The 20,175-nt window shown below is 60.7% G+C and carries 17 protein-coding genes; 9 read left to right on the top strand and 8 right to left on the bottom strand.

What is annotated here, in order from left to right:
- The first annotated feature begins 32 nt into the window (after positions 1 to 32).
- Positions 33 to 1,016 carry a cyclase family protein gene (locus tag BK667_RS30615; RefSeq protein ID WP_123599823.1) on the top strand — a complete coding sequence of 328 codons (984 nt, stop codon included), beginning with the start codon at positions 33 to 35 and terminating at the stop codon, positions 1,014 to 1,016.
- Here the strand turns inward: BK667_RS30615 and BK667_RS30610 are convergent.
- The 3 genes from BK667_RS30610 to BK667_RS30600 form a co-directional block, all read right to left on the bottom strand.
- A complete protein-coding gene (locus BK667_RS30610) occupies positions 1,009 to 1,938 on the bottom strand; it encodes a LysR family transcriptional regulator (RefSeq protein WP_123599919.1) in 930 nt (309 codons plus the stop codon). The genes BK667_RS30615 and BK667_RS30610 overlap by 8 nt on opposite strands.
- A 110-nt stretch (positions 1,939 to 2,048) precedes the next feature.
- Positions 2,049 to 2,987, bottom strand: coding sequence for a cyclase family protein (locus BK667_RS30605; protein ID WP_123511429.1), 939 nt, complete (start codon positions 2,985 to 2,987; stop codon positions 2,049 to 2,051).
- A gap of 238 nt (positions 2,988 to 3,225) precedes the next feature.
- Positions 3,226 to 4,434 (bottom strand): NAD(P)/FAD-dependent oxidoreductase, encoded by a 1,209-nt coding sequence (locus BK667_RS30600; RefSeq protein WP_123599822.1) that lies wholly within the window; start codon positions 4,432 to 4,434, stop codon positions 3,226 to 3,228.
- 147 nt (positions 4,435 to 4,581) lie between these two features.
- Here BK667_RS30600 and BK667_RS30595 point away from each other — a divergent pair, with 147 nt between their 5' ends.
- The 5 genes from BK667_RS30595 (at position 4,582) to BK667_RS30575 (ending at position 11,449) form a co-directional block, all read left to right on the top strand.
- The gene (locus BK667_RS30595) at positions 4,582 to 5,568 is read left to right on the top strand and encodes a GlxA family transcriptional regulator (RefSeq protein ID WP_123599821.1); all 987 of its coding nucleotides are present in this window, start codon (positions 4,582 to 4,584) and stop codon (positions 5,566 to 5,568) included.
- A gap of 427 nt (positions 5,569 to 5,995) precedes the next feature.
- A complete protein-coding gene (locus BK667_RS30590) occupies positions 5,996 to 6,292 on the top strand; it encodes a hypothetical protein (RefSeq protein WP_123511423.1) in 297 nt (98 codons plus the stop codon).
- 274 nt (positions 6,293 to 6,566) lie between these two features.
- Complete coding sequence (gene mgtA, locus BK667_RS30585) at positions 6,567 to 9,287, top strand: magnesium-translocating P-type ATPase (protein ID WP_123599820.1); 2,721 nt, start codon at positions 6,567 to 6,569, stop codon at positions 9,285 to 9,287.
- A gap of 171 nt (positions 9,288 to 9,458) precedes the next feature.
- Complete coding sequence (locus tag BK667_RS30580; protein ID WP_123599819.1) at positions 9,459 to 11,108, top strand: Na/Pi cotransporter family protein; 1,650 nt, start codon at positions 9,459 to 9,461, stop codon at positions 11,106 to 11,108.
- The gene (locus tag BK667_RS30575; protein ID WP_123599818.1) at positions 11,096 to 11,449 is read left to right on the top strand and encodes a DUF2493 domain-containing protein; all 354 of its coding nucleotides are present in this window, start codon (positions 11,096 to 11,098) and stop codon (positions 11,447 to 11,449) included. The genes BK667_RS30580 and BK667_RS30575 overlap by 13 nt, the downstream gene beginning before the upstream one ends.
- Before the next feature lie 725 nt (positions 11,450 to 12,174).
- Here BK667_RS30575 and BK667_RS30560 read toward each other — a convergent pair.
- The 5 genes from BK667_RS30560 to BK667_RS30540 form a co-directional block, all read right to left on the bottom strand.
- The gene (locus BK667_RS30560) at positions 12,175 to 12,822 is read right to left on the bottom strand and encodes an amino acid ABC transporter permease (protein ID WP_123599816.1); all 648 of its coding nucleotides are present in this window, start codon (positions 12,820 to 12,822) and stop codon (positions 12,175 to 12,177) included.
- A 1-nt stretch (position 12,823) separates the two neighbouring features.
- Positions 12,824 to 13,504, bottom strand: a complete 681-nt coding sequence (locus BK667_RS30555; RefSeq protein WP_123599815.1) for an amino acid ABC transporter permease — start codon at positions 13,502 to 13,504, stop codon at positions 12,824 to 12,826.
- A 3-nt stretch (positions 13,505 to 13,507) separates the two neighbouring features.
- Positions 13,508 to 14,284, bottom strand: coding sequence for an amino acid ABC transporter ATP-binding protein (locus BK667_RS30550; protein WP_123599814.1), 777 nt, complete (start codon positions 14,282 to 14,284; stop codon positions 13,508 to 13,510).
- A 16-nt stretch (positions 14,285 to 14,300) separates the two neighbouring features.
- Positions 14,301 to 15,266 (bottom strand): ABC transporter substrate-binding protein, encoded by a 966-nt coding sequence (locus BK667_RS30545; protein WP_123599813.1) that lies wholly within the window; start codon positions 15,264 to 15,266, stop codon positions 14,301 to 14,303.
- 85 nt (positions 15,267 to 15,351) lie between these two features.
- Positions 15,352 to 16,785 (bottom strand): amino acid permease, encoded by a 1,434-nt coding sequence (locus BK667_RS30540; protein WP_123599812.1) that lies wholly within the window; start codon positions 16,783 to 16,785, stop codon positions 15,352 to 15,354.
- A 339-nt stretch (positions 16,786 to 17,124) separates the two neighbouring features.
- Here BK667_RS30540 and BK667_RS30535 point away from each other — a divergent pair, with 339 nt between their 5' ends.
- The 3 genes from BK667_RS30535 to BK667_RS30525 are packed head-to-tail and all read left to right on the top strand — an operon-like array spanning position 17,125 to position 20,160.
- Entirely contained in the window at positions 17,125 to 18,543 is a 1,419-nt protein-coding gene (locus BK667_RS30535) for an aminotransferase-like domain-containing protein (RefSeq protein WP_123599811.1), read from the top strand.
- Positions 18,544 to 18,547: 4 nt separating this feature from the next.
- Entirely contained in the window at positions 18,548 to 19,792 is a 1,245-nt protein-coding gene (locus BK667_RS30530) for an NAD(P)/FAD-dependent oxidoreductase (RefSeq protein ID WP_123599810.1), read from the top strand.
- A 17-nt stretch (positions 19,793 to 19,809) separates the two neighbouring features.
- Positions 19,810 to 20,160, top strand: coding sequence for a RidA family protein (locus tag BK667_RS30525; RefSeq protein WP_123599809.1), 351 nt, complete (start codon positions 19,810 to 19,812; stop codon positions 20,158 to 20,160).
- Positions 20,161 to 20,175: the final 15 nt, after the last annotated feature.

Below are 20,175 nucleotides of genomic sequence, written 5' to 3'. Positions count from 1 at the left end.
GAGTACGGCCGTTAAATCCCAAGGAAACTTTCATGTGCGACCACAACACCAATAACACCGCCGCCGACCGTTCTCCCGACATCAAAAAACTCCTCGAAGGCCTGCCCACCAACTGGGGCAAATGGGGCCCGTATGATGAAGTCGGCGCCCTGAATTACCTGCAAGAAGCCGAAGTCCTGCGGGGCATCGCCTCGGTGCGACAGGGCAAGACTTTCACCCTGCAAGTGCAGATCGGTCACCCGAAAGGCGAGCCTCTGTGGCCCGGCCGCCGCCCATCAATGCGGGTCAATGTGCTGGACAAAGGCCATTTCCTCGCCGGTAAAACCCACTTCGATGGCCACGTCGAGTACGCCGACGATGTGATCTTCATGCACCTGCAAGGCTCGACCCAGTACGACGCCCTGGGCCACGTCTGGCACGACAACAAGTTGTGGAACGGCTACGACGCCATGAGCACCATCGGCAGCATGGACAAGGCCAGCATCCTGCCGATTGCCGAGCGCGGGATTGTCGGGCGTGCGGTGCTGATCGACATGGCCCGCCATCGCGGCAAAGCGGTGCTGGACAAGGGCGAAACCTTTACCCATCTGGACCTGCTGGCGGCGGCGAAAGCTCAAGGTATCGAGATTGAGAAACGCGACATCCTGATCATCCGCACGGGTTGGATCGGTTCGTTCTACGAGCGCGAACCGGAAGAGTTCTACAAGGATTTCGCCGAACCTGGCCTGACCTTCAGCCGTGAACTGGTGGAGTGGTTTCACCAGATGGAAATCCCCAACCTGGTCACCGACACCATGGCCAACGAAGTGGCGGTCGACCCCGCCTCCGGGGTGTTGATCCCGCTGCACAACGCCTTGATGCGCAACCTCGGCGTGACCTTCACCGAAGTGGCGCTGCTCGATGAACTGGCCAGCGATTGCGCTGCCGATGGCCAGTGGAAATTCCTCTACACCGCCGCGCCGCTGAAGGTCGTAGGTGGCACCGGGGCGCCGGTGAATCCGATTGTGATCAAGTAATCAGCGCCTGTTGCAGCTCGTGGATCAGCAGGGTCGCCGCCGGGGAAAGATCGGCGCCGGCCCGGCTGATCACGCCGTAAGGCTCATTCAACGCGCGCAACGGCACCGGCAACTTCACCAGCAAATCGTATTGCTCGCAGAGTTTGGCCACTTCCGCCGGGATCACCGCCAGCAGCGTCGGGTCCTGCTGCACCAACAGCATGGTGGCGAGGATGGATGAGGTTTCCAGCGGATAGCGGGGGATTTCCAGCCCCGCTTCATCGAGTTCACGTTCCAGGGCCTGGCGCATCGGCATGTCCTTGGGGTAGACCACCCAGCGGTACTCGCTCAATTGCGAGAGCTGCAACGATTCGGCACGGGCCAGCGGATGGTCCTGGCTGGCGACCACCGCCAAGGGTTCTTCGCTCAGTTCGATGCAGTCATAAGCGTCCGAACGCTGGCCGACGCTGGTGCGACAAATCGCCAGGTCCAGCCGCCCCTGATCCAGCAATCCGAGCAACGTCGCGCTGGTGTTTTCCACCAGTTCCACCGACAGCTCCGGCTGCTTGAGGCGCAACGCGGTCAAGGCCCGGGTCAGCAACGGCACCGCACCCATGATCACCCCCACCGACAATCGCCCGCCCTGGCCCTGCATGATGCTGAGCATTTCCTCATGCAAATGCTCGACATCGCTATGAATCAGTCGGGCGTAACGAATCATGCAGCGCCCCATTTCGTTGGCCACCAAGCCCTTGGGCTGGCGTTCGAACAGCGGCGTGCCAATCAGCGACTCGACTTCATGCAGGGCCTTGGTGGCGCCGGACTGGGAGATCGAAATCTGCTCGGCGGCCTTGTGCAGGGAACCCCGCTCATCGAGGGCGATCAGCAGGCGCAGTTGTTTGAGTCGCAAGCGTGAAGCGATGCTGGCGAGGGAAGGAACCATGTCCATGTGTTCTCCATGTCCAGAAACGTTGTTTTTCGTAGGAGCATGGCTTGCCCGCGATGGCTCTCTCAAGAACGCCATCGCGGGCAAGCCATGCTCCTACAGACCTATCAGTGGATCGCCACCGGGTTGATGTTGACCTGGGTCGAGCCCTTGTACAGAGGCTGGCCGAGGACAAACATGAACTCCCACGCCTTGTCTTTCACCAGCGCGCGGCTGTCGATCAGCTCAAGGTTGTAGATGCCGTTCTTGGCCAGCATGTACTGGTTGACCGGGAACTCCTGGCCGTCTTTGGCGGGGTAGATTTCCGAAGCCCAGGTGTCACCGCCGAAGGCGACGATCTGCTTGTCCACCAGCCATTTGGCGGCGGCCATGCCGATGCCTGGCTCCACGGCGAGGAATTTCTTGTTGTCCTTGCCCAGCAATTCCAGCCAACCGGTGTTGAACAACACCACATCGCCTTTCTGGATGGTGATGCCTTGCAGGTCGAGGGCCTTTTGAATGTCGGCGACGGTGAATTCGGTTTTCTCCGGCACGATCGGCGTGCCGTACACGGCGGTCATGTCCAGCACCACGCCACGGGTGACGATTGGCGGAACCTTTTCGATGCCGAGTTTCTTCACGCCTTCGACGGTGACGAAATCGGCGGCGCGATTGCCGTTGTAGTAGACGTAATCGATGCCGATATGGCCGATGCCGTTGAGCTGAGTGCCGACGCCGGTCCAGCCCACCACCAGTTCATCGTTGAAGGTGAATTTGTTCGGGCCCATGGTCGTGCCGCCCGCCTCGCCCGGCTGGACGTTGGTCAGGTTGAAACTGCGATGACGAAAGGCCGGAAGGGTTTTGTCGATGGGCACGGCCAGCGGGTAGGTCTTGCCAGTCTTGATCAGTTTGGCGGCGTTGAGCACCGAGTCGGCGTTCAGCAAATTCAGCGCGCCGATTTCATCATTGGCGCCGTATTTCGACGGATACCATTTTTCGGCATCCGCCGCTTGAGCGGCGCTGAAGGTGAAGAGCAAGGTGAAAGGCAGTATCAAACGATTGAGCATGGGGGCGTCCTTATGGGGTTGCAGTGAACCCAAGGTACGCAGCCCGTCTGTGTGGAAACAGACAGGTGTGGGCAATACATATGTTCTGGATTGTCACGAGTAATGCGAATGCCTTAGGCCATGATCGTTCCCACGCTCTGCGTGGGAATGCCGTCATGGACGCTCTGCGTCCGCTCTTGGGACGCGGAGCGTCCCGGGATGCATTCCCACGCAGAGCGTGGGAACGATCAAAAACGAATCAGCCGTAAACCATTTCCGGGTTTCCAGCCTCCAACGCATCAACCCGATTAGCCGCTGGCGGATAGATCCACTGGGTGTTGATCATGCGCTTGCGCTCTTTGCCTTCGTCATGGGTCAGCAATACCTGACGATCCCAACCCTCGGTATACACCGCGCCCCACTCGCCCAGATCCAGGCAGGTGGCATAGAACGGCTGACGGTATTCAAGCGTCGGCACGCCCACTAGGTCGGCAGCCACGTTATGCCCGGCGAAGCGGCCCATGAAGATCGCATGCTGGCAGGACATCAACGAGTAATGACCTTCGTCATCGGTCAGCGCCATGGCCACGTCACCCGCCGCGAAGACATGATCAGTGCCCACCACGCGCAAGTCGCCAGTCACTTCAACACGTCCCTGACGATCCAGGCGGGAGGAGATTTGCGACGTCAGGCCACTGGCGATCATGCCGCCGGTCCAGATCACGGTTTTGGCTTCGATGCGCTGACCGGCAGCGGTCAGCACGCCATTTTTATCGATCGCCACCACGCCGGAGCCCACCTGGAATTCAATGCCCAAGGACGCCAGCGCTTCAGTGATCATCGGCCGTGGCTTCGGGCCCAGGTCCGGGCCGATTTCTTCGTTGCGTTCGATCACGATGATCTTGAATCGGGCATCGGCGCCATGCAGAGTGCGCAGGCGTTCAGGCAGTTCAGTGGCCACTTCCAGGCCAGTGAAACCACCGCCGACGACCACGATGGTATTGCGTGCCGGCGAGTTCGGCAGGTTGCTCAACTGGGCCAGATGACGATCCAGCTTTACCGCGTCGGACAACTGATCCACGGCGAAGGCATTTTCCACCAGGCCCGGTACCGGCGGGCGATTGAGCTTGCTGCCGCTGGTCAGCACCAGACGATCATAGGGCACGCTGATGCGTCGGCCATCGGTGGTCAGCGCGTGCACCACCCGCTCGCTGGAAGTGTCGATGCGTTCCACTTCGGCTTCGATGAACTTGACCCCCGCCGCTTCCAGCAATGGCAACAGTGGCGAACTCATCTCGTGGGGGGCGCGTTCGTGCAGGCGCGGACGAATGACGATTTCCGGCCGGGGGGAAATCAGGGTAATTTCCACGTCGGCGGTCTTGCCGTTGAGGTCCAGCACTCGGGCCGCGCCCAAGGCGCTCCAGACACCGGCGAAACCGGCGCCGACGATGAGTATTTTTCGGGACATGATGGCTACCTTCGTTCTCGTGATGGAGGCAGACAGCGAGCGACTGTCTGCTGTTTCGGAATCGATGGTAGGGTTGATCGCTGGCGCCCGAAATGACATAAAACCCTGAAATCCTGCCGTTTTTACCCGGCGCTGTGGAAGCTTTCCATGAATGAAATTGCCCAATCGCGCTCAATCGTGTTCGTCGCCTATCCCGACATGGGCCTGCTGGATCTGACCGGGGCGCAAACCGTGTTCTGGGCCGCCTCCAAAGCCATGGCCGAACGGGGTTTGCCGGGGTACGAGCGGCACACCGCCAGTCTGACCGGGGGCTTGATCCAGACCGCCGAAGGGCTGGTCGTCGAGACGTTGCCCTTGAGCGATTTTGCCGATCAGGCCATCGACACGCTGATCGTCCCCGGCGCGCCGAATATTCGGCAGGCGATGCACGATTCCCTTGAGTTGGTCACTTGGCTGGCGGCGGCCTCGGCCAAAGCCAAACGCACAGCCTCGGTGTGCAGCGGCACGTTTCTGCTGGCCCAGGCCGGATTGCTCGAAGGCCGCCGCGCCGCCACCCATTGGGCGATGTGCGACATGCTCAAGGAAGGCTTTCCGTCGATTGAAGTCGACAGCGATGCGATCTTCGTCCAGCAAGGCAGCGTGTGGACGTCGGCGGGCGTGAGTGCCGGGATCGATCTGGCGCTGGCCCTGGTGGAAGCCGATTGCGGCCGCGAAGTGGCCCTGCAAGTGGCGCGCGAACTGGTGGTGTTTCTCAAGCGTCCCGGCGGCCAGGCCCAGTACAGCCAGATGCTGCAAGCACAAACCCTGGACGGCGCAGTCTTCGACGACTTGCACCTGTGGATCGCGCAGAACCTGAGTCGCGAAAACCTGACGGTCGAGGTGTTGGCCGAACAGGTGAAAATGAGCCCGCGCAACTTTGCCCGGGTCTACAAACTCAAGACCCGCCGCACACCGGCCAAAGCCGTGGAAGTGCTGAGACTGGAAGCCGCCCGGCGCCTGTTGGAAGACTCCGAACGCAACATCGATCAAATTGCCCGGCAGTGTGGGTTTGGTGATGAAGAACGGATGCGTTTTACCTTTCAGCGCAACCTGGGGGTTTCGCCGAGGGATTATCGCAATCGGTTTTCCCGTTGACCGTTTTTGTGGGAGCAAAGCTTGCTCGCGATGGCGTCCTCAAAATCGCCATCGCGAGCAAGCTTTGCTCCTACGATGTGCGTCATAAACATGATAAGTAACTGTCATTTACCTGAACAACTTCCAACTTCAATAATCGGATCCTAAGTTTTTCCATCCGATTGCACTTTAATCAGGTATTGAAGGTTGACTTGACCCATCGGTCTGAGTAAATTGCGCGGGCCGGTTTCACAGGCCTTTTTTCAACTCACAAAAGAATCCAATGGACACAGTATCTAGTCGCTGTCGGGTCACTGCGAATTCGCGGGATCTGGCACACAACCCAGAACATGACGGGACTCGACTTTGCGGTCGGGTGAGCTGCGCTAGAGCTTGATGCTCCACCGTAACTTGCCTCGCCGGCGTCAGTCCGGTCCAGAGGTATGTTATGAACTTCAAATCCACTGTAATGCCCGGCGTACGCGCCTTTGCCTCGACTATGCGGGTCAAGTCCTGCCGTGAGCGTCTCGCCACGGCCGTGGTCCGCGCGCCGTTTTCCAGCCCTTCCTCCCCCGCCAAGGCACACCTGCGTGCCAACTGGCGCGTCTGCCCCATGACCGGTCAGCTTCAGCAACGCTGGAGCCTCGACGACAGCCAGGAACCACCGAGTCGGCGCATCGCGCGCCTGTTCCGGCAGGCGAGCCTGATGCTCGGCCTGACCCTCGGGGCGCGCACTTTCAATTGAGCTGAAGGCACTTTCAAAGTCCTTCCCTTCACGACTTCCTTAGTTGGAATTCGGCAACTTCTTATTGCCTGTCAAATAGTGGAATTAGTTATGGACGAAGCCAGTAGACGGTTCGCTGCCCGTCACTTCTCAATCGACGGCCAGCGAACATTAACGATTAAAAACGCAACTATCAGAATCGATCGCCTATTGGCGGCTCGACATACGTGCGCTCGTCTTTAATTAGCTGAGGTGCCTGTGTGTCGTGCCGCGAATCTGCGGCAGGAGCACAGCAATGACCCTTGTAAACACCGCAAAAAAAGCCACTCGCGGCGCCAGCAACGACAACGCCAAACTGTCGATGCGCGCCGCCCGGGAAGCGCAAAACGGCCTGGCCGTGACGCTGACCAACCTCAATGCCAGCACCGACGGCCTGACCGAACTCGAAGCCCAGGGCCGCCTCGCACGCAACGGTCACAACGAAGTGGCCCACGACAAGCCGCCTCACGCCCTGATCCAACTGCTCAAAGCCCTGAACAATCCGTTCATCTATGTGTTGCTGACCCTGGCCGGCATCAGTTTCTTCACCGATTACTGGCTGCCGATCAGCAACGGTGAAGCGGATGACGCCGACCTGACCAAAGTCATCATTATCATGACCATGGTCAGCCTCAGCAGCCTGCTGCGGTTCTGGCAGGAATACCGCTCGGCCAAGTCCGCCGAAGCGCTGAAGGCGATGGTGCGCACCACCGCCACCGTGCTGCGCCGCGAACACCGCGACGGCAAACCGCAGCTGCGGGAAGTGCCGATGCGTGATCTGGTGGCCGGCGACATCGTGCAATTGAGCGCTGGGGACATGATCCCGGCAGACATCCGCCTGATCGAATCCCGCGACCTGTTTATCAGCCAGGCTGTGCTCACTGGCGAAGCGTTGCCGGTCGAGAAGTACGACACCCTCGGCAATGTGGCGCAGAAATCGGCCACCAGCGCCGCGCCTGATCAGTCCAACCTGCTGGACCTGCCGAACATCTGCTTCATGGGCACCAACGTGGTCAGCGGTACCGCCAAGGCTGTGGTGGTCGCGACCGGCGCGCGGACCTACTTCGGTTCCCTGGCCAAAGCCATCGTCGGCTCGCGGGTGCAAACCGCGTTCGACCGTGGGGTGAACAGCGTCAGTTGGTTGCTGATCCGCTTCATGCTGGTGATGGTGCCGATCGTGTTCCTGCTCAACGGCTTCTCCAAGGGTGACTGGGGCGATGCCTTCCTGTTCGCTCTGGCCGTCGCCGTCGGCCTGACCCCGGAAATGCTGCCGATGATCGTCAGCGCCAACCTGGCCAAAGGCGCGATGGCCATGGCCAAGCGCAAAGTGGTGGTCAAGCGCCTCAACGCGATCCAGAACTTCGGTTCGATGGACGTGCTGTGCACCGACAAGACCGGCACCCTGACCCAGGACAAGATCATTCTGGAGCACCACGTCGACAGCCACGGCCGGCGTGACGATTCGATCCTCGAACTGGCGTGGCTCAACAGCCATCACCAAAGTGGTTTGAAGAATCTGATGGATCAGGCGGTCGTTCAGTTCGCGGATCGCAATCCAAAGTTCCGTATCCCGTTCGCCTACAGCAAAGTCGATGAGTTGCCGTTCGACTTCGTGCGTCGGCGCCTGTCGATCATCGTCAAGGACAGCCGCGACGATCATCTGATGGTGTGCAAAGGTGCGGTCGAGGAAATGCTCTCCATCGCCAGCCACCTCCATGAAAACGGTCAGGTGATCGCGCTGGATGCGCAGCGGCGCAAAGACTTGCTGGCCCTGGCCAACGAGTACAACGAGGACGGCTTCCGGGTGCTGCTGGTGGCTACCCGCGAAATCCCGAAAGCCCAAAGCAAAAATCAGTACCACACCGCCGATGAGCGCGACCTGGTGATTCGCGGCTTCCTGACCTTCCTCGATCCGCCGAAGGAAACCGCTGGCCCGGCCATCGCTGCACTGCGGGACATGGGTGTCACGGTAAAAGTGCTGACCGGCGATAACGCCGTGGTTACTTGCAAGATCTGCCGCGAAGTCGGACTCGACCCAGGCACCCCGCTGCTCGGCCAGGACATCGAGCACATGGACGACACCACGCTCAAGCTGCGGGTCGAAGAACGCACGGTGTTTGCCAAGTTGACGCCACTGCAGAAATCCCGGGTGCTCAAGGCCCTGCAAGCCAACGGTCACACCGTGGGTTTCCTCGGCGACGGCATTAACGATGCGCCAGCGCTGCGGGATGCCGACGTCGGGATTTCGGTGGACAGCGGCACCGACATCGCCAAGGAATCGGCGGACATCATCCTCCTGGAAAAGAGCCTGATGGTGCTCGAAGAAGGCGTGCTCAAGGGCCGCGAAACCTTCGGCAATATCATGAAGTACTTGAACATGACTGCCAGTTCCAACTTCGGCAACGTGTTCTCGGTGCTGGTGGCGAGTGCGTTTATTCCGTTCTTGCCGATGCTGTCGATCCACCTGCTGCTGCAAAACCTGATGTACGACATCTCTCAGCTGGCGTTGCCATGGGACAAAATGGACAAGGAGTTCCTGCGCAAACCACGCAAGTGGGACGCGAAGAACATTGGGCGGTTCATGCTGTGGATCGGGCCGACCTCGTCGATCTTCGACATCACCACGTTTGCCCTGATGTGGTACGTGTTCGCCGCCAACAGCGTGGAAATGCAGAGCCTGTTCCAGTCCGGCTGGTTCATCGAAGGGCTGCTGTCGCAGACGTTGGTGGTGCACATGCTGCGCACCCAGAAGATTCCGTTCTTCCAGAGCACGGCGGCGTTGCCGGTGATCCTGGCGACCGGGGTCGTGATCTGCCTGGGCATCTACATCCCGTTTTCGCCGCTGGGCACGCTGGTCGGCCTGGTGCCGTTGCCATGGGAATACTTCCCTTGGCTGGTGGGCACATTGCTCAGCTACTGCGTGGTGGCGCAGACCATGAAGACGATCTACATCCGCCGCTTCAAGCAGTGGTTCTAATCGCCTGAACACCACCAATCCTCTGAACACCAGAAATCCCCTGTGGGAGCGGGCTTGCTCGCGAAGGCGTCGTGTCAGTCAACATTTGTATCAACGGACACACCGCTTTCGCGAGCAAGCCCGCTCCCACAAGGGGACATGCGTTAACCCTATGAAAAAAGGAGAGTTCTCATGTCGGGAACGACTCTACTGATCAACCTCGCGGGCGCCATTGCACTGTTGCTATGGGGCACGCACATGATTTCTTCGGCGCTGTTGCGCGGCTTCGGCACGCCGCTGCGTCACTGGATGGGCCAGCACCTGAATAACCGCTGGCTGGCCTTGCTAGCGGGCATCGGCATCACCGGCATCTTGCAAAGCAGCACCGCCGTCAGCCTAATGGCCACCTCGTTCACCGCCGCCGGCACCCTGGGCCAGGCCCCGGCGCTGGCGGTGATGCTCGGTGCCAACATCGGTTCAACCCTGGTGGTGCAACTGCTCAGCGCCGATATTTCGATCCTGACGCCGATGGTGTTACTGACCGGGCTGATCGTCTTCCGGCTACGGGACGACTCGCGTTTCGAGAGCGTTGGCTGTGCGCTGATCGGCCTGGGCCTGATGCTGATGGCCCTGCACATGCTCGGTTCGACCCTGGCAGCTGTGGAAGACGCGCCAGTGTTCCAGTTGATCATGCAAAGCCTCGACGGCGATCTGCTGATCGCGCTGCTGGTGGCGCTGATTCTCACCTGGCTCTGTCATTCCAGCGTGGCGGTGGTGCTGCTGATCGTGTCCCTGGCCGCCACCGGCATGCTCTCGGCGAGCACCATCGTTGCGCTGGTGCTTGGGGTGAACATTGGCGGCGCGTTGCCGTCGGTGATCAACGCCGGTTCCAACGTTGGCCGGCGCTTGCCCCTCGGTAATCTGCTGGTGCGGGCGCTGGGCGCAGCGGTGATATTGCCGCTGGCCGGATGGCTGGCCTCGCTGAATCTCGATCCGGCGGCGCTGGTGGTTTATCTGCACACCGGGTTCAATTTGCTGTTGGCCCTGGTGTTTATCGGTTTCACCGCACCGATGGCCAAACTGCTGACCCGCTTGCTGCCGGAACCGCCACGGGATGTCGATCCGGGCATGCCGCGCTACCTCGATGAGGCGGGTCTGGAGGTGGCCAACATCGGCCTGTCCAACGCCGCCCGGGAAGCGCTGCGCATCGCCGATATGCTTTCGGCCATGCTTGAGCGCACGTTGCAGCTGTTCCACACCTCGGCGCCAATGTGTGCCGAAGAGGTGCGGCGCATTGATCAATCCCTGGACGTTCTCAGTGCGGCGATTCGCGCTTATCTGGCGGACATCGGCCAGGAAGGGATCAGCGACAGCGATGCCGATCGCGCCCAGGAAGTCCTCACGTTCGTGATCAACCTGGAACACGCGGCGGACATTCTATCCAGCAGCCTGACGCAACTGGCCATGCGGCGCTTGCGCCGTGGTGAGCACTTCTCGGTATTTGAACTGCGCAACATCGCGCCGTTGCACGAAGCGCTGCTGGAAAGCCTGAGTCTGGCGATCACTGTGTTCCTGCGCGAAGACATTGCCACTGCGCATCAACTGGTCCAGCGCAAGGAAACCGTGAGAAGGCTGGAAGCCGAAGCCAGCCGCGCGCACTTTCGCAAACTGCAGGAGGACAAAAGTACCTGGGCCGAATCCGGCGACATTTTCCAGCGCGTGCTGCGCGATTACCGCCGGGTGCACCACCACATCGCCGCCCTCGCCTATCCGTTGCTGGAACGGGCGGGTGAGTCGCTTAGTGATGATCAGATCAAGGACACTTCGCCATGCGCGTCCTGATCTGTGCCGGTCGCCATTACACCGACAGCCGCCAGTGCCGCCGGGTGCTCGACGCCTTCCAGCGTCTGCACCCGGTGCAGGTGCTGATCCATGGCGGCAATCAATACCTGGGCGCCGACATCGAGGAATGGGCCCGGGAACACGGCGCCGACATCGTGCGCTACCCGCCCAACTGGCACCGCCACGGCAAACTGGCCGAACGCCTGCGCAACCACTTCATGCTGCACGACAGCCGCCCCGACGTCGTCATCGCCCTGCCCGGCGGCGAAGACACCGAAGAACTCGTCGCCCAGGCCCGGTCGAAGGGGTTGCAGACCTTATCGGTAGCCGATCGGGGCTAAGTCCAAGACCTGTCAGCCAAAGAAGAACCTTGTGGGAGTGAGCTTGCTCGCGATTGCGGTGGGTCAGCCGACATGGATGTTGACTGTCACAACGCAATCGCGAGCAAGCTCGCTCCCACAATTGAATCTCGGGCGAATCCAGGATTTGGGGATCAACCTCATTCCCCTGTGGGAGCGAGCCTGCTCGCGAAGAGGCCAGCACATCCAACATTAATGCTGCCTGACCCACCGCCTTCGCGAGCAGGCTCACTCCCACACTGGATCTCCGGCGAACACAGCTCTTATGGCCAACCTCAATTCCCTGTGGGAGCGGGCTTGCTCGCGAAGGCGGTGGATCAGCCGACATGGATGTTGACTGTCACACCGCCTTCGCGAGCAAGCTCGCTCCCACAATTGAATCTCGGGCGAATCCAGGATTTGTGGATCAACCTCATTCCCCTGTGGGAGCGAGCCTGCTCGCGAAGAGGCCAGCACATCCAACATTAATGCTGCCTGACCCACCGCCTTCGCGAGCAAGCTCGCTCCCACAATTGAATCTCGGGCGAATCCAGGATTTGTGGATCAACCTCATTCCCCTGTGGGAGCGAGCCTGCTCGCGAAGAGGCCAGCACATCCAACATTAATGCTGCCTGACCCACCGCCTTCGCGAGCAGGCTCACTCCCACACTGGATCTCCGGTGAACGCAGCTCTTATGGCCAACTTCAATTCCCTGTGGGAGTGTGAATCAATGCCGGGTCCTGCGCTCCAGCAGGCGCACACCGAGGGATAGCGGATAACACAGCGCAAAGTAAATCGCGCCAACCAGGATGTAGATTTCCAGCGGCATGAAATACACGCTACTCAGATCCTGCGCCCGCAGCATCAAGTCCGGTGCCGCGATCAGCGAGGCCACCGAGGTGTCTTTCAACAGCGAGATCGCAACGTTGCCAATCGGCGCCAGTACGATGCGAATCGCCTGGGGCAACACAACCCAGCGCAACACCTTCAGATGCGGCATGCCAATCGCCTTTGCCGCTTCCACCTGCCCCTTGGGCACAGCCTCCAGACCCGAGCGGTAAATCTCCGACAGATAAGCTGCTGCGTTCAACCCCAAGCCAATCATCGCCGCTTGAAACGAACTGAACTGCACGCCGATTTCCGTCAAGCTGAAGTAGACGATGAACAGCTGCACCAGCGCCGGCGTACCGCGAAACACCTCGATGTAGATCAACGCCGCACGGCGCAACGCCCGGTTCTTCGAGAGTCGCGCCAATGCCACCAGCAGGCCGACGATCAAACCAATCACCAGCGCGCCAAACGCCAACTGCAACGTGGCCCAGGCCGCCGCCAGCAGTTCGACATGGGTGGCTTCCCACAATTCGCCGTAGCCCATATCAAAGCTCCTTCACGACTTTGAGTCGTCGTTCGGTTCGCGCCGCCCAATGGGAAAGCACCAGGCTCAACACCAGGTAGATGATCGCCAGCAGGAAGTAGATGAGGTTGGTCTGGTAGGTTTCGCTGACCAGCATCCGTGCCTTGAACGTCAGCTCCGGCACCGCCGCTGCCGAGGCCAGCGAAGTGTCCTTGAGCAGGCCAATGGCGAAGTTGGCCATTCCCGGAATGGCCACCTTGAACGCCTGGGGCAACACGATGATGCGCATCGCCAGCGAGCGGGTCATGCCGATGGAAAACGCCGCTTCGCTTTGTCCACGGTCGATGGTGCGGATGCTCGAACGGAACACTTCCGACAGAATCGCCGCACCGTTCAAACCAAAGCCAATGATCGCCGCGCCAATCGCCGGCAGCGTGATGCCAATGTAGGTCAGCCCGAAGTACAGAATGAACAGCTGGGTCAGGATCGGAATGTTGCGAAACACCTCCAGGTACACGCTAGCGATCAGACTCAGCACCCGGCTGCGCGAAAGCCGCATCAACGCCAGGCAAAACCCCAGCAATGTCGCCACCACGAACGCGGCAGCAGTCAGGCCGACCGTAGTCAGCGCTCCGATGCCCAGCACGTTCAAAAAGTACGGCAGCATCTCGATGGCTTTGTGCAGTGCAGTGGTGTCGAACATCGATCAATGCTCCTGCACGGCGCGGATGAAGTTGCGGGTGCGTTCGATCTGGCTCTCGCGAAAGATCTGTCGCGGCGGGCCCTGCTCGACGATGTTGCCGTCGGCCATGAAGATCACCTGATCGGAAACGCTTTCAGCGAAGTGCATTTCGTGGGTCACGATGATCATGGTCATGCCCTCCTCCGCCAGCTTGCGCATGACGCCCAGCACTTCGCCGACCAGTTCCGGGTCCAGCGCCGACGTGGCCTCGTCGAACAGCATCAGCTTGGGTCGCATCGCCAGCGCCCGGGCGATGGCGATGCGTTGCTGTTGCCCGCCCGAGAGCTGTTCCGGGAACACGTCGCGCTTGGCGAACATGCCCACCTTGTTCAGCAGGTCCTCGGCCAGTTCCACCGCTTCGGCGCGGCTGCGCTGCTGCACCTTGAGCGGGCCGAGGATGATGTTGTCCAGCACCGAGAGGTGCGGGAACAGGTTGAAACGCTGGAACACCATGCCGATCTCGGTACGCATCCGCGCCAGCTCCTTGTCGCTCATGGGCACTTTGCGGGTGCCCACCAGGCGCTGGCCGATCAGTTCGTTGTCGATGTAGATGTCGCCCTTGGTCGGCTCTTCCAGGTAATTCACGCAACGCAGCAGGGTGGTCTTGCCCGAGCCGCTGGGGCCGATGAGCGAGATCTTCTGGCCCTGTTGGACGTTGAGGTCGATGCCTTTGAGCACATCCAGGCTACCGAAGGACTTGTAGAGCCCTTCGATGCGCACCAGTGGAGTTGATTCAGTCATGGGTCAATTCCTCGGCTCAGGCAAAGGCCTGACTGAAATCACGCGGCGGATGCTCGAACGGCCCGATCAGGTTGCCCTTGTCATCGCGGTCTACACCGATGCGCGGGTCCTTGGCCGGAGGCAACAGATAGTCGGGATTCTTGATCCCGTATTTGGCGAGGATCGGTTTGATCTGATCGGTGCTTTTGAGCCAGCGCAGGCCCTGATTGATGCCATCGAACAAATCCTGGTTCTGCGGATGAACGCCCCAGATCGCCTCGAACTTGGCGGTCAGGCTCGGGAATTTTTCATCGTAGGACATGGGGATCTGCTTGAGCTTGAGGCTCGGGTCCTGAAGGATCATGTAGTCGATGGTCGGCGCATCCAGCACGGCAAAATCCAGACGTCCGGCGCGCACGTCACGCAGGCAGGAGTCGGTGTTGTCGTAGAGTTTGACCTCCTTAACGCCCTCGATTTTCTTCATGTCCGGAATGGTGAAGTAACCGGTGATGGCGCCGATGGTGCGGCCCTTCACATCGTTGACGGTGATGGTGGTATCGAACGGCTCGCTGTCGCGCATGATCACGTAGGCACCGGTGTAAAACACCGGGTCGGTCAGCAACAGGATCTTCGAACGCATCGGATTCCAGGCGAAGTTACCGCCGAACCAGTCGGCGCGTCCCGACCTTACCGCTTCGACCACGGCCGGGAAGCCCATGGTCAGCACATCGAGCTTGAGTTCAAGACGATCGGCGATGATTTTCAGCAATTCCAGATCGGTGCCGACCGGGACGCCTTCGCGCAGCGCGCCCAAGGGCATGTCGCCCAGGCACGCAGCTGTCAGGTAGCCGGGGCGCACGGTCTTGATCGGTTGACCGGCGGCGAATGACAGCGGGATCGGGCCGACGACACTGCTCAGCAGCGCCGCCAGTGAACCGTAACCCGTGGCTTTGAGCAGCCCGCGTCGGGAGAACCCCTGGGAGTCGAATTTGAAGTCGGACATAGATCACCTATTGGGCAAATGATTGTTGTGGACCGTTACAAGCCAAACAACGCAACCGCCATCCGTGGCTGGATGTCCCTATGATTTATGACCGTGTCGGCAACCCCGCCAGCAGGTCGGTGGCATTGACGTGGGGCATGCCGGTCGACTGCCGACGCCGCTTGAGCAGCAGGTAAGCCACCGAGACCACGCCCAGACTGACAAGGCTGGCAAGGAACTGCGTACGCAGGGATTCCTGAAAGGCCATGGCGACCAAAACACCCGCAATCACTGCTACCACAGCATAGGACAGCCACGGAAACAGCCACATCTTGAGGGTCAGTCGGGCCGGTGCCGTGGCTTCGATCTGGCGGCGGACCTGGATCTGCGCCAGTGCGACCGCGAGGTACACGAACAGCATCACCGCGCCGGACGCGTTGACCAGGAACAGGAATACGCCTTCGGGGGAAATGATCGCCGCCATGATCGCGATATAACCGATCACGCTGCTGAGCAGCACCGCCGCCCGTGGGACTTTGCGCCCGGTCAGCGTCGACAGTTTTGCCGGCGCGTCACCGCGCTGACTGAGGCCGAACAGAATCCGCGACGACACGTACAACCCGGAATTCAGCGCCGAGAGCACGGCCACCAGCACCACCGCTTGCATGATCATCGCCGCGCCGGGAATGTGCAGGACCTCCAGCGCCGCCACGAAGGGCGAATGCCCGGCGACGATCTGCCCCCAGGGCACCACGCAGACAATCAGGAAAATCGAACCGACATAAAAGGTGATAACGCGAAAGATCACCGAACGGGTCATGTTTGCCACGTTCTTCGACGGGTCATCGGATTCGGCGGCGGCGATGGTCGCGATCTCGGCACCGCCCACGGCGAAGATCACCGTCGGCACGCCGGCCAGAATCGCACTCACACCGTAAGGCATGAAGCCGCGGTCATTCACCAGATTGCCCAGCAATGCACTGGTGCTCGGCGCAAAGCCGAAGAGGTAGGCGCCGACCACAAAGATGAAGACGATGATCGCGAAGACCTTCAAGGAAGCGAACCAGTATTCAAATTCGCCGTAGGACTTCACGGACAGGCAATTGATCGCGGTCATCACCGCCAACAGCGTCAGGCCGATCATCCACGCCGGCAACGGTATCCATTGCTGGAGGATGTTGGCGCCGACTACCGCTTCCACGGCGACCACGATCACCCAGAAGTACCAGTACAACCAGCCGCTGGTGAAACCGACCCAGTTGCCCAGGCCGATGCGCGCGTATTCGGTAAAGGAGCCGACGCCGGGCAAGGCCACGGCCATTTCGCCGAGCATACGCATGACCAGCATCACCACGATGCCAGCAGCGAGATAACTGAGGAATGCAGCCGGGCCAATCGCCTGGATCGTCGCGCTACTGCCCACGAACAGACCGGCACCGATGATCCCGCCGAGGGAAATCATGGTGATGTGGCGCTGGCGCAAGGCCCCGCTGAGTTTTTGTGGACCGGGTGTTGTATCGGTTGGCTGGGCGTTGTTCATCGGGTGACCTCCCCTGCGTTGTCTGGTGCTGATCGACCGGATAATTTCATCGAAGACTTTGCGCGAGGGGGACAACACACCGGATACTCTGTGCCGCCCGCTGCCAGGCTGATAAGTCGGTGGTGCCGGGACGTGCCTGGCTGGAACGTTTTGATAGTCATGTGCGTACCTGTGGGGCTGAACTTCGCAGCCATTTTCTTATTGTGTTGCATGACAAGCATTACAACTCACACACTAATCACGGTTTTTTAGCTTGTCAATGGGCTTTGTATCGGATAAAAAGCAATACAAATTTGCTTATTGTCTTGCTACAAGCATGACAAGCAGGGATAAAGCGCCATGAGTCAATTCGAACAATTGCTGGACGAGCTCAAGGCCAGTGCCGCTTTGCAGCGCGACAAGGCAGAAACCCTTTACGCCCAATTGGCCGACTCGCTGGCTGAAGCGATCGGCAACGGCAAGCTCAAGCCGGGCGAGCGTTTGCCGCCCCATCGCGAGTTCGCCAGCGCATTGGGGGTCAACATCACCACGGTGACCAAGGCCATGGCGGTGTTGCAGCAAAAAGGCCTGGTGGAAAGTCGTCCGGGTCGCGGCACGCAAGTCGCCCAGCCTCGGCATCCAGCGGCACAGTTCCAGTCGGCGCCGAGCAATGACCCTGGCACCGTGGACTTGAGCGTCAACCGCCCGGCCACCGACGGATTCAATCGGGTGCTGGCGCAACTGCTGCCACGCCTGTCCAGTGATCCGCGTTTTGGCGACATGAAGGACTATCACCCGTCCGAAGGCCCGCTGTGGGCCCGTGAAGCTGCCGCGCAATGGCTGCGTCACACTGGCGTCGACGCTCATGCCAGCCAGATGCTGATCGTTGAAGGTGCTCAACACGGCATCGCCAATACGTTGCGCAGCCTGACCAACAGCGGCGATACCGTGCTGGCCGACAGCGTGACCTATCAAGGCATCAACGCCTTGTGCCGTTCGCTGGGTTTGATTCTGGTCGGGGTCGACGCCGATGCCCGTGGCATGTCCCCCGAAGCGTTGCGCCGGGCCTGTGCCGAACATCAGCCACGGTTGCTGTTCCTGGTGCCGTCGATCCATAACCCGACCGCCATCACCCTCGATGCCGAGCGTCGTGAAGCATTGGCAGCGGTGATTCGCGAAACCAACCTGTTAGTGATCGAAGACGACGTTTACCGGCCGCTGCTGGATCAATCGCCGCCCTCCTTCGCCTCGCTGATGCCGGAGCGGACGATCTATATCTCGGCCCTGTCCAAGTGCATCGCGCCGGGGCTGCGCATGGGTTTTGTCATGGCGCCCCAACCGTTGGTCCAAGACATCGCCGCCATGCAGCGCATCGACTGCTGGAGCACCTCGCCGCTGACCGCACTGATCGCCACCCGGCTGATCGAGGACGGGCATGCCGATCAACTGGTCTCGGAACAGCGCGAAGAATTGCGCATCCGCCAGGCGTTGCTCGCCACCCATCTTGAAGGTCTGGGATTCCAGCACAGCGCCACCGGCACCCACGCCTGGCTGGTGCTGCCGGAACCGTGGACCGGTTCGCGTTTCGCGCGACTGTGTCAGGACCGCGGCGTCGTGCTGCTGGCTGGCGGGGCCTTTACCTTGCGCCCGGAACTGTCACCGCAAGCGGTACGCATCAACATTTCGGCTGCCCTGTCGCGGGAGCAGTTGGTCAAAGCCTTGGGCGTCATCAGCCAATTGGCGCGCCAGGGTCATCTCTATATGCACAACCGGATCTGAGGATATGACCCAGCCAGTTCATTGCGAAATTGCCGTTATCGGCGCCGGGGTTGTCGGGGTGGCGACTGCCCTCTGGCTGCGCCGCCAGGGTTACCAAGTGTTGTTGCTGGAACGCGAGGCGATTGCCGCCGGGGCGTCTTACGGCAATGCCGGCACCCTGGCGCCCTACGGTGTGATGCCGATCGCCCAGCCTTCATTGTTGAAGGCGATTCCGTCGCTGCTGTTTTCGAAGGAGTCGCCTTTTGTCATCAACTGGGCACGCCTGCCCCGGTTGATGCCCTGGCTGCTGCGGTTTCTCAATGAATGTCGTGCCTCGCGCTGCGAAGCCAACACCTTGGCTCTGAGCAAAATACTGCAACACACCTACAGCGGTTACGCGCCCTTGCTGGCTGACTGTCCCCAGGCCGATCAGCATCTGCGTCATAACGGCTGCATCTATGCCTACGGCACCGAGCAGGGTTTTGCAGGCGCCCAGGCCGCCATCGAACTGCGCCGCTCCCTGAGCATCCCGCAACAAGTGCTGAACGCTGCCGATATTGAACAGCTGGAACCGGCGCTGGCGGGCAAAGCGGTGGCCGGGATTCTGTTTCCCGAGTCCTCGCACATGGATGACCCGCGCGCCTTTATTGAAGCGCTGGCGGCACCCCTGGTGGCTGAAGGGGCGTTGCATCAGGCGACGATCACCGGACTGCAAAGGCACAGCGACGGTCTGCACCTGCTCAGCGCCGAAGGCCAGGTCTACCGCGCCGACCGCGTGGTGCTGTGCGGCGGCGCCTGGTCGGCGGGGTTGGCGCGTCAGGTTGGCGATCACATTCCGCTGGATACCGAGCGCGGCTATCACCTCGAATTCGACTTGCAAGACACCTTGCTCAACCGCCCTTGCTGCCCGGTGGAAAGCGCGTTCTACATGACGCCCATGGCCGGTCGCCTGAGGGTCGCGGGCACGGTGGAACTCGGCTCGATCAACGACCCGGCGAATCCCAAACGCTTTGATTATCTGGAGCGCCACGTGCGTCGGGTCATGGGTTTGACCGAACCGGTGGCGCGCAAATGGCTGGGTTTCCGGCCGTCCTTGCCCGACTCGTTGCCGGTGATCGGCCCATCGCCGAACGAACCACGACTGATCTACGCCTTCGGCCACCAGCACTTGGGACTGACCCTCGCCGGGGCGACCGGCCAGTTGGTCGCGGACTGCATCGCCGGCAAGGCCCCAGGCTGGCTCGAGCAATTTTCCGTGCAACGTTTCTAATCACAGGAGAGCCATTGATGCCCACCATCGAGCGCAAACACACCAACTCGCGCATGAGCCAGATCGTTATCCACGGCCACACCGTGTTCCTCGCCGGTCAGGTCGGCGAACCGCACCACAGCGTCGCCGAGCAGACTCGCGATGCGTTGGCGCGGGTCGATGCCTTGCTCAAGGAAGCCGGTTCGGCCCGGGAAAACATGCTGCAAACGACTATCTGGCTGGCCGACATGGCGGATTTCGACGCTATGAACGCCGTGTGGGACGCCTGGGTCCCCAAGGGCCATGCCCCGGCACGCGCCTGCGGCGAGGCGAAACTGGCGGACCCACGACTGTTAGTGGAAGTCATCGTGTGCGCATCGCGCTCGTGAACAGAGCTTTTAAGC

Origin of the sequence: Pseudomonas frederiksbergensis (assembly GCF_003732705.1) — a bacterium.
Classification (GTDB): Bacteria; Pseudomonadota; Gammaproteobacteria; order Pseudomonadales; family Pseudomonadaceae; genus Aquipseudomonas; species Aquipseudomonas frederiksbergensis_F.
This window is presented reverse-complemented; position numbering and strand designations above follow the sequence as displayed.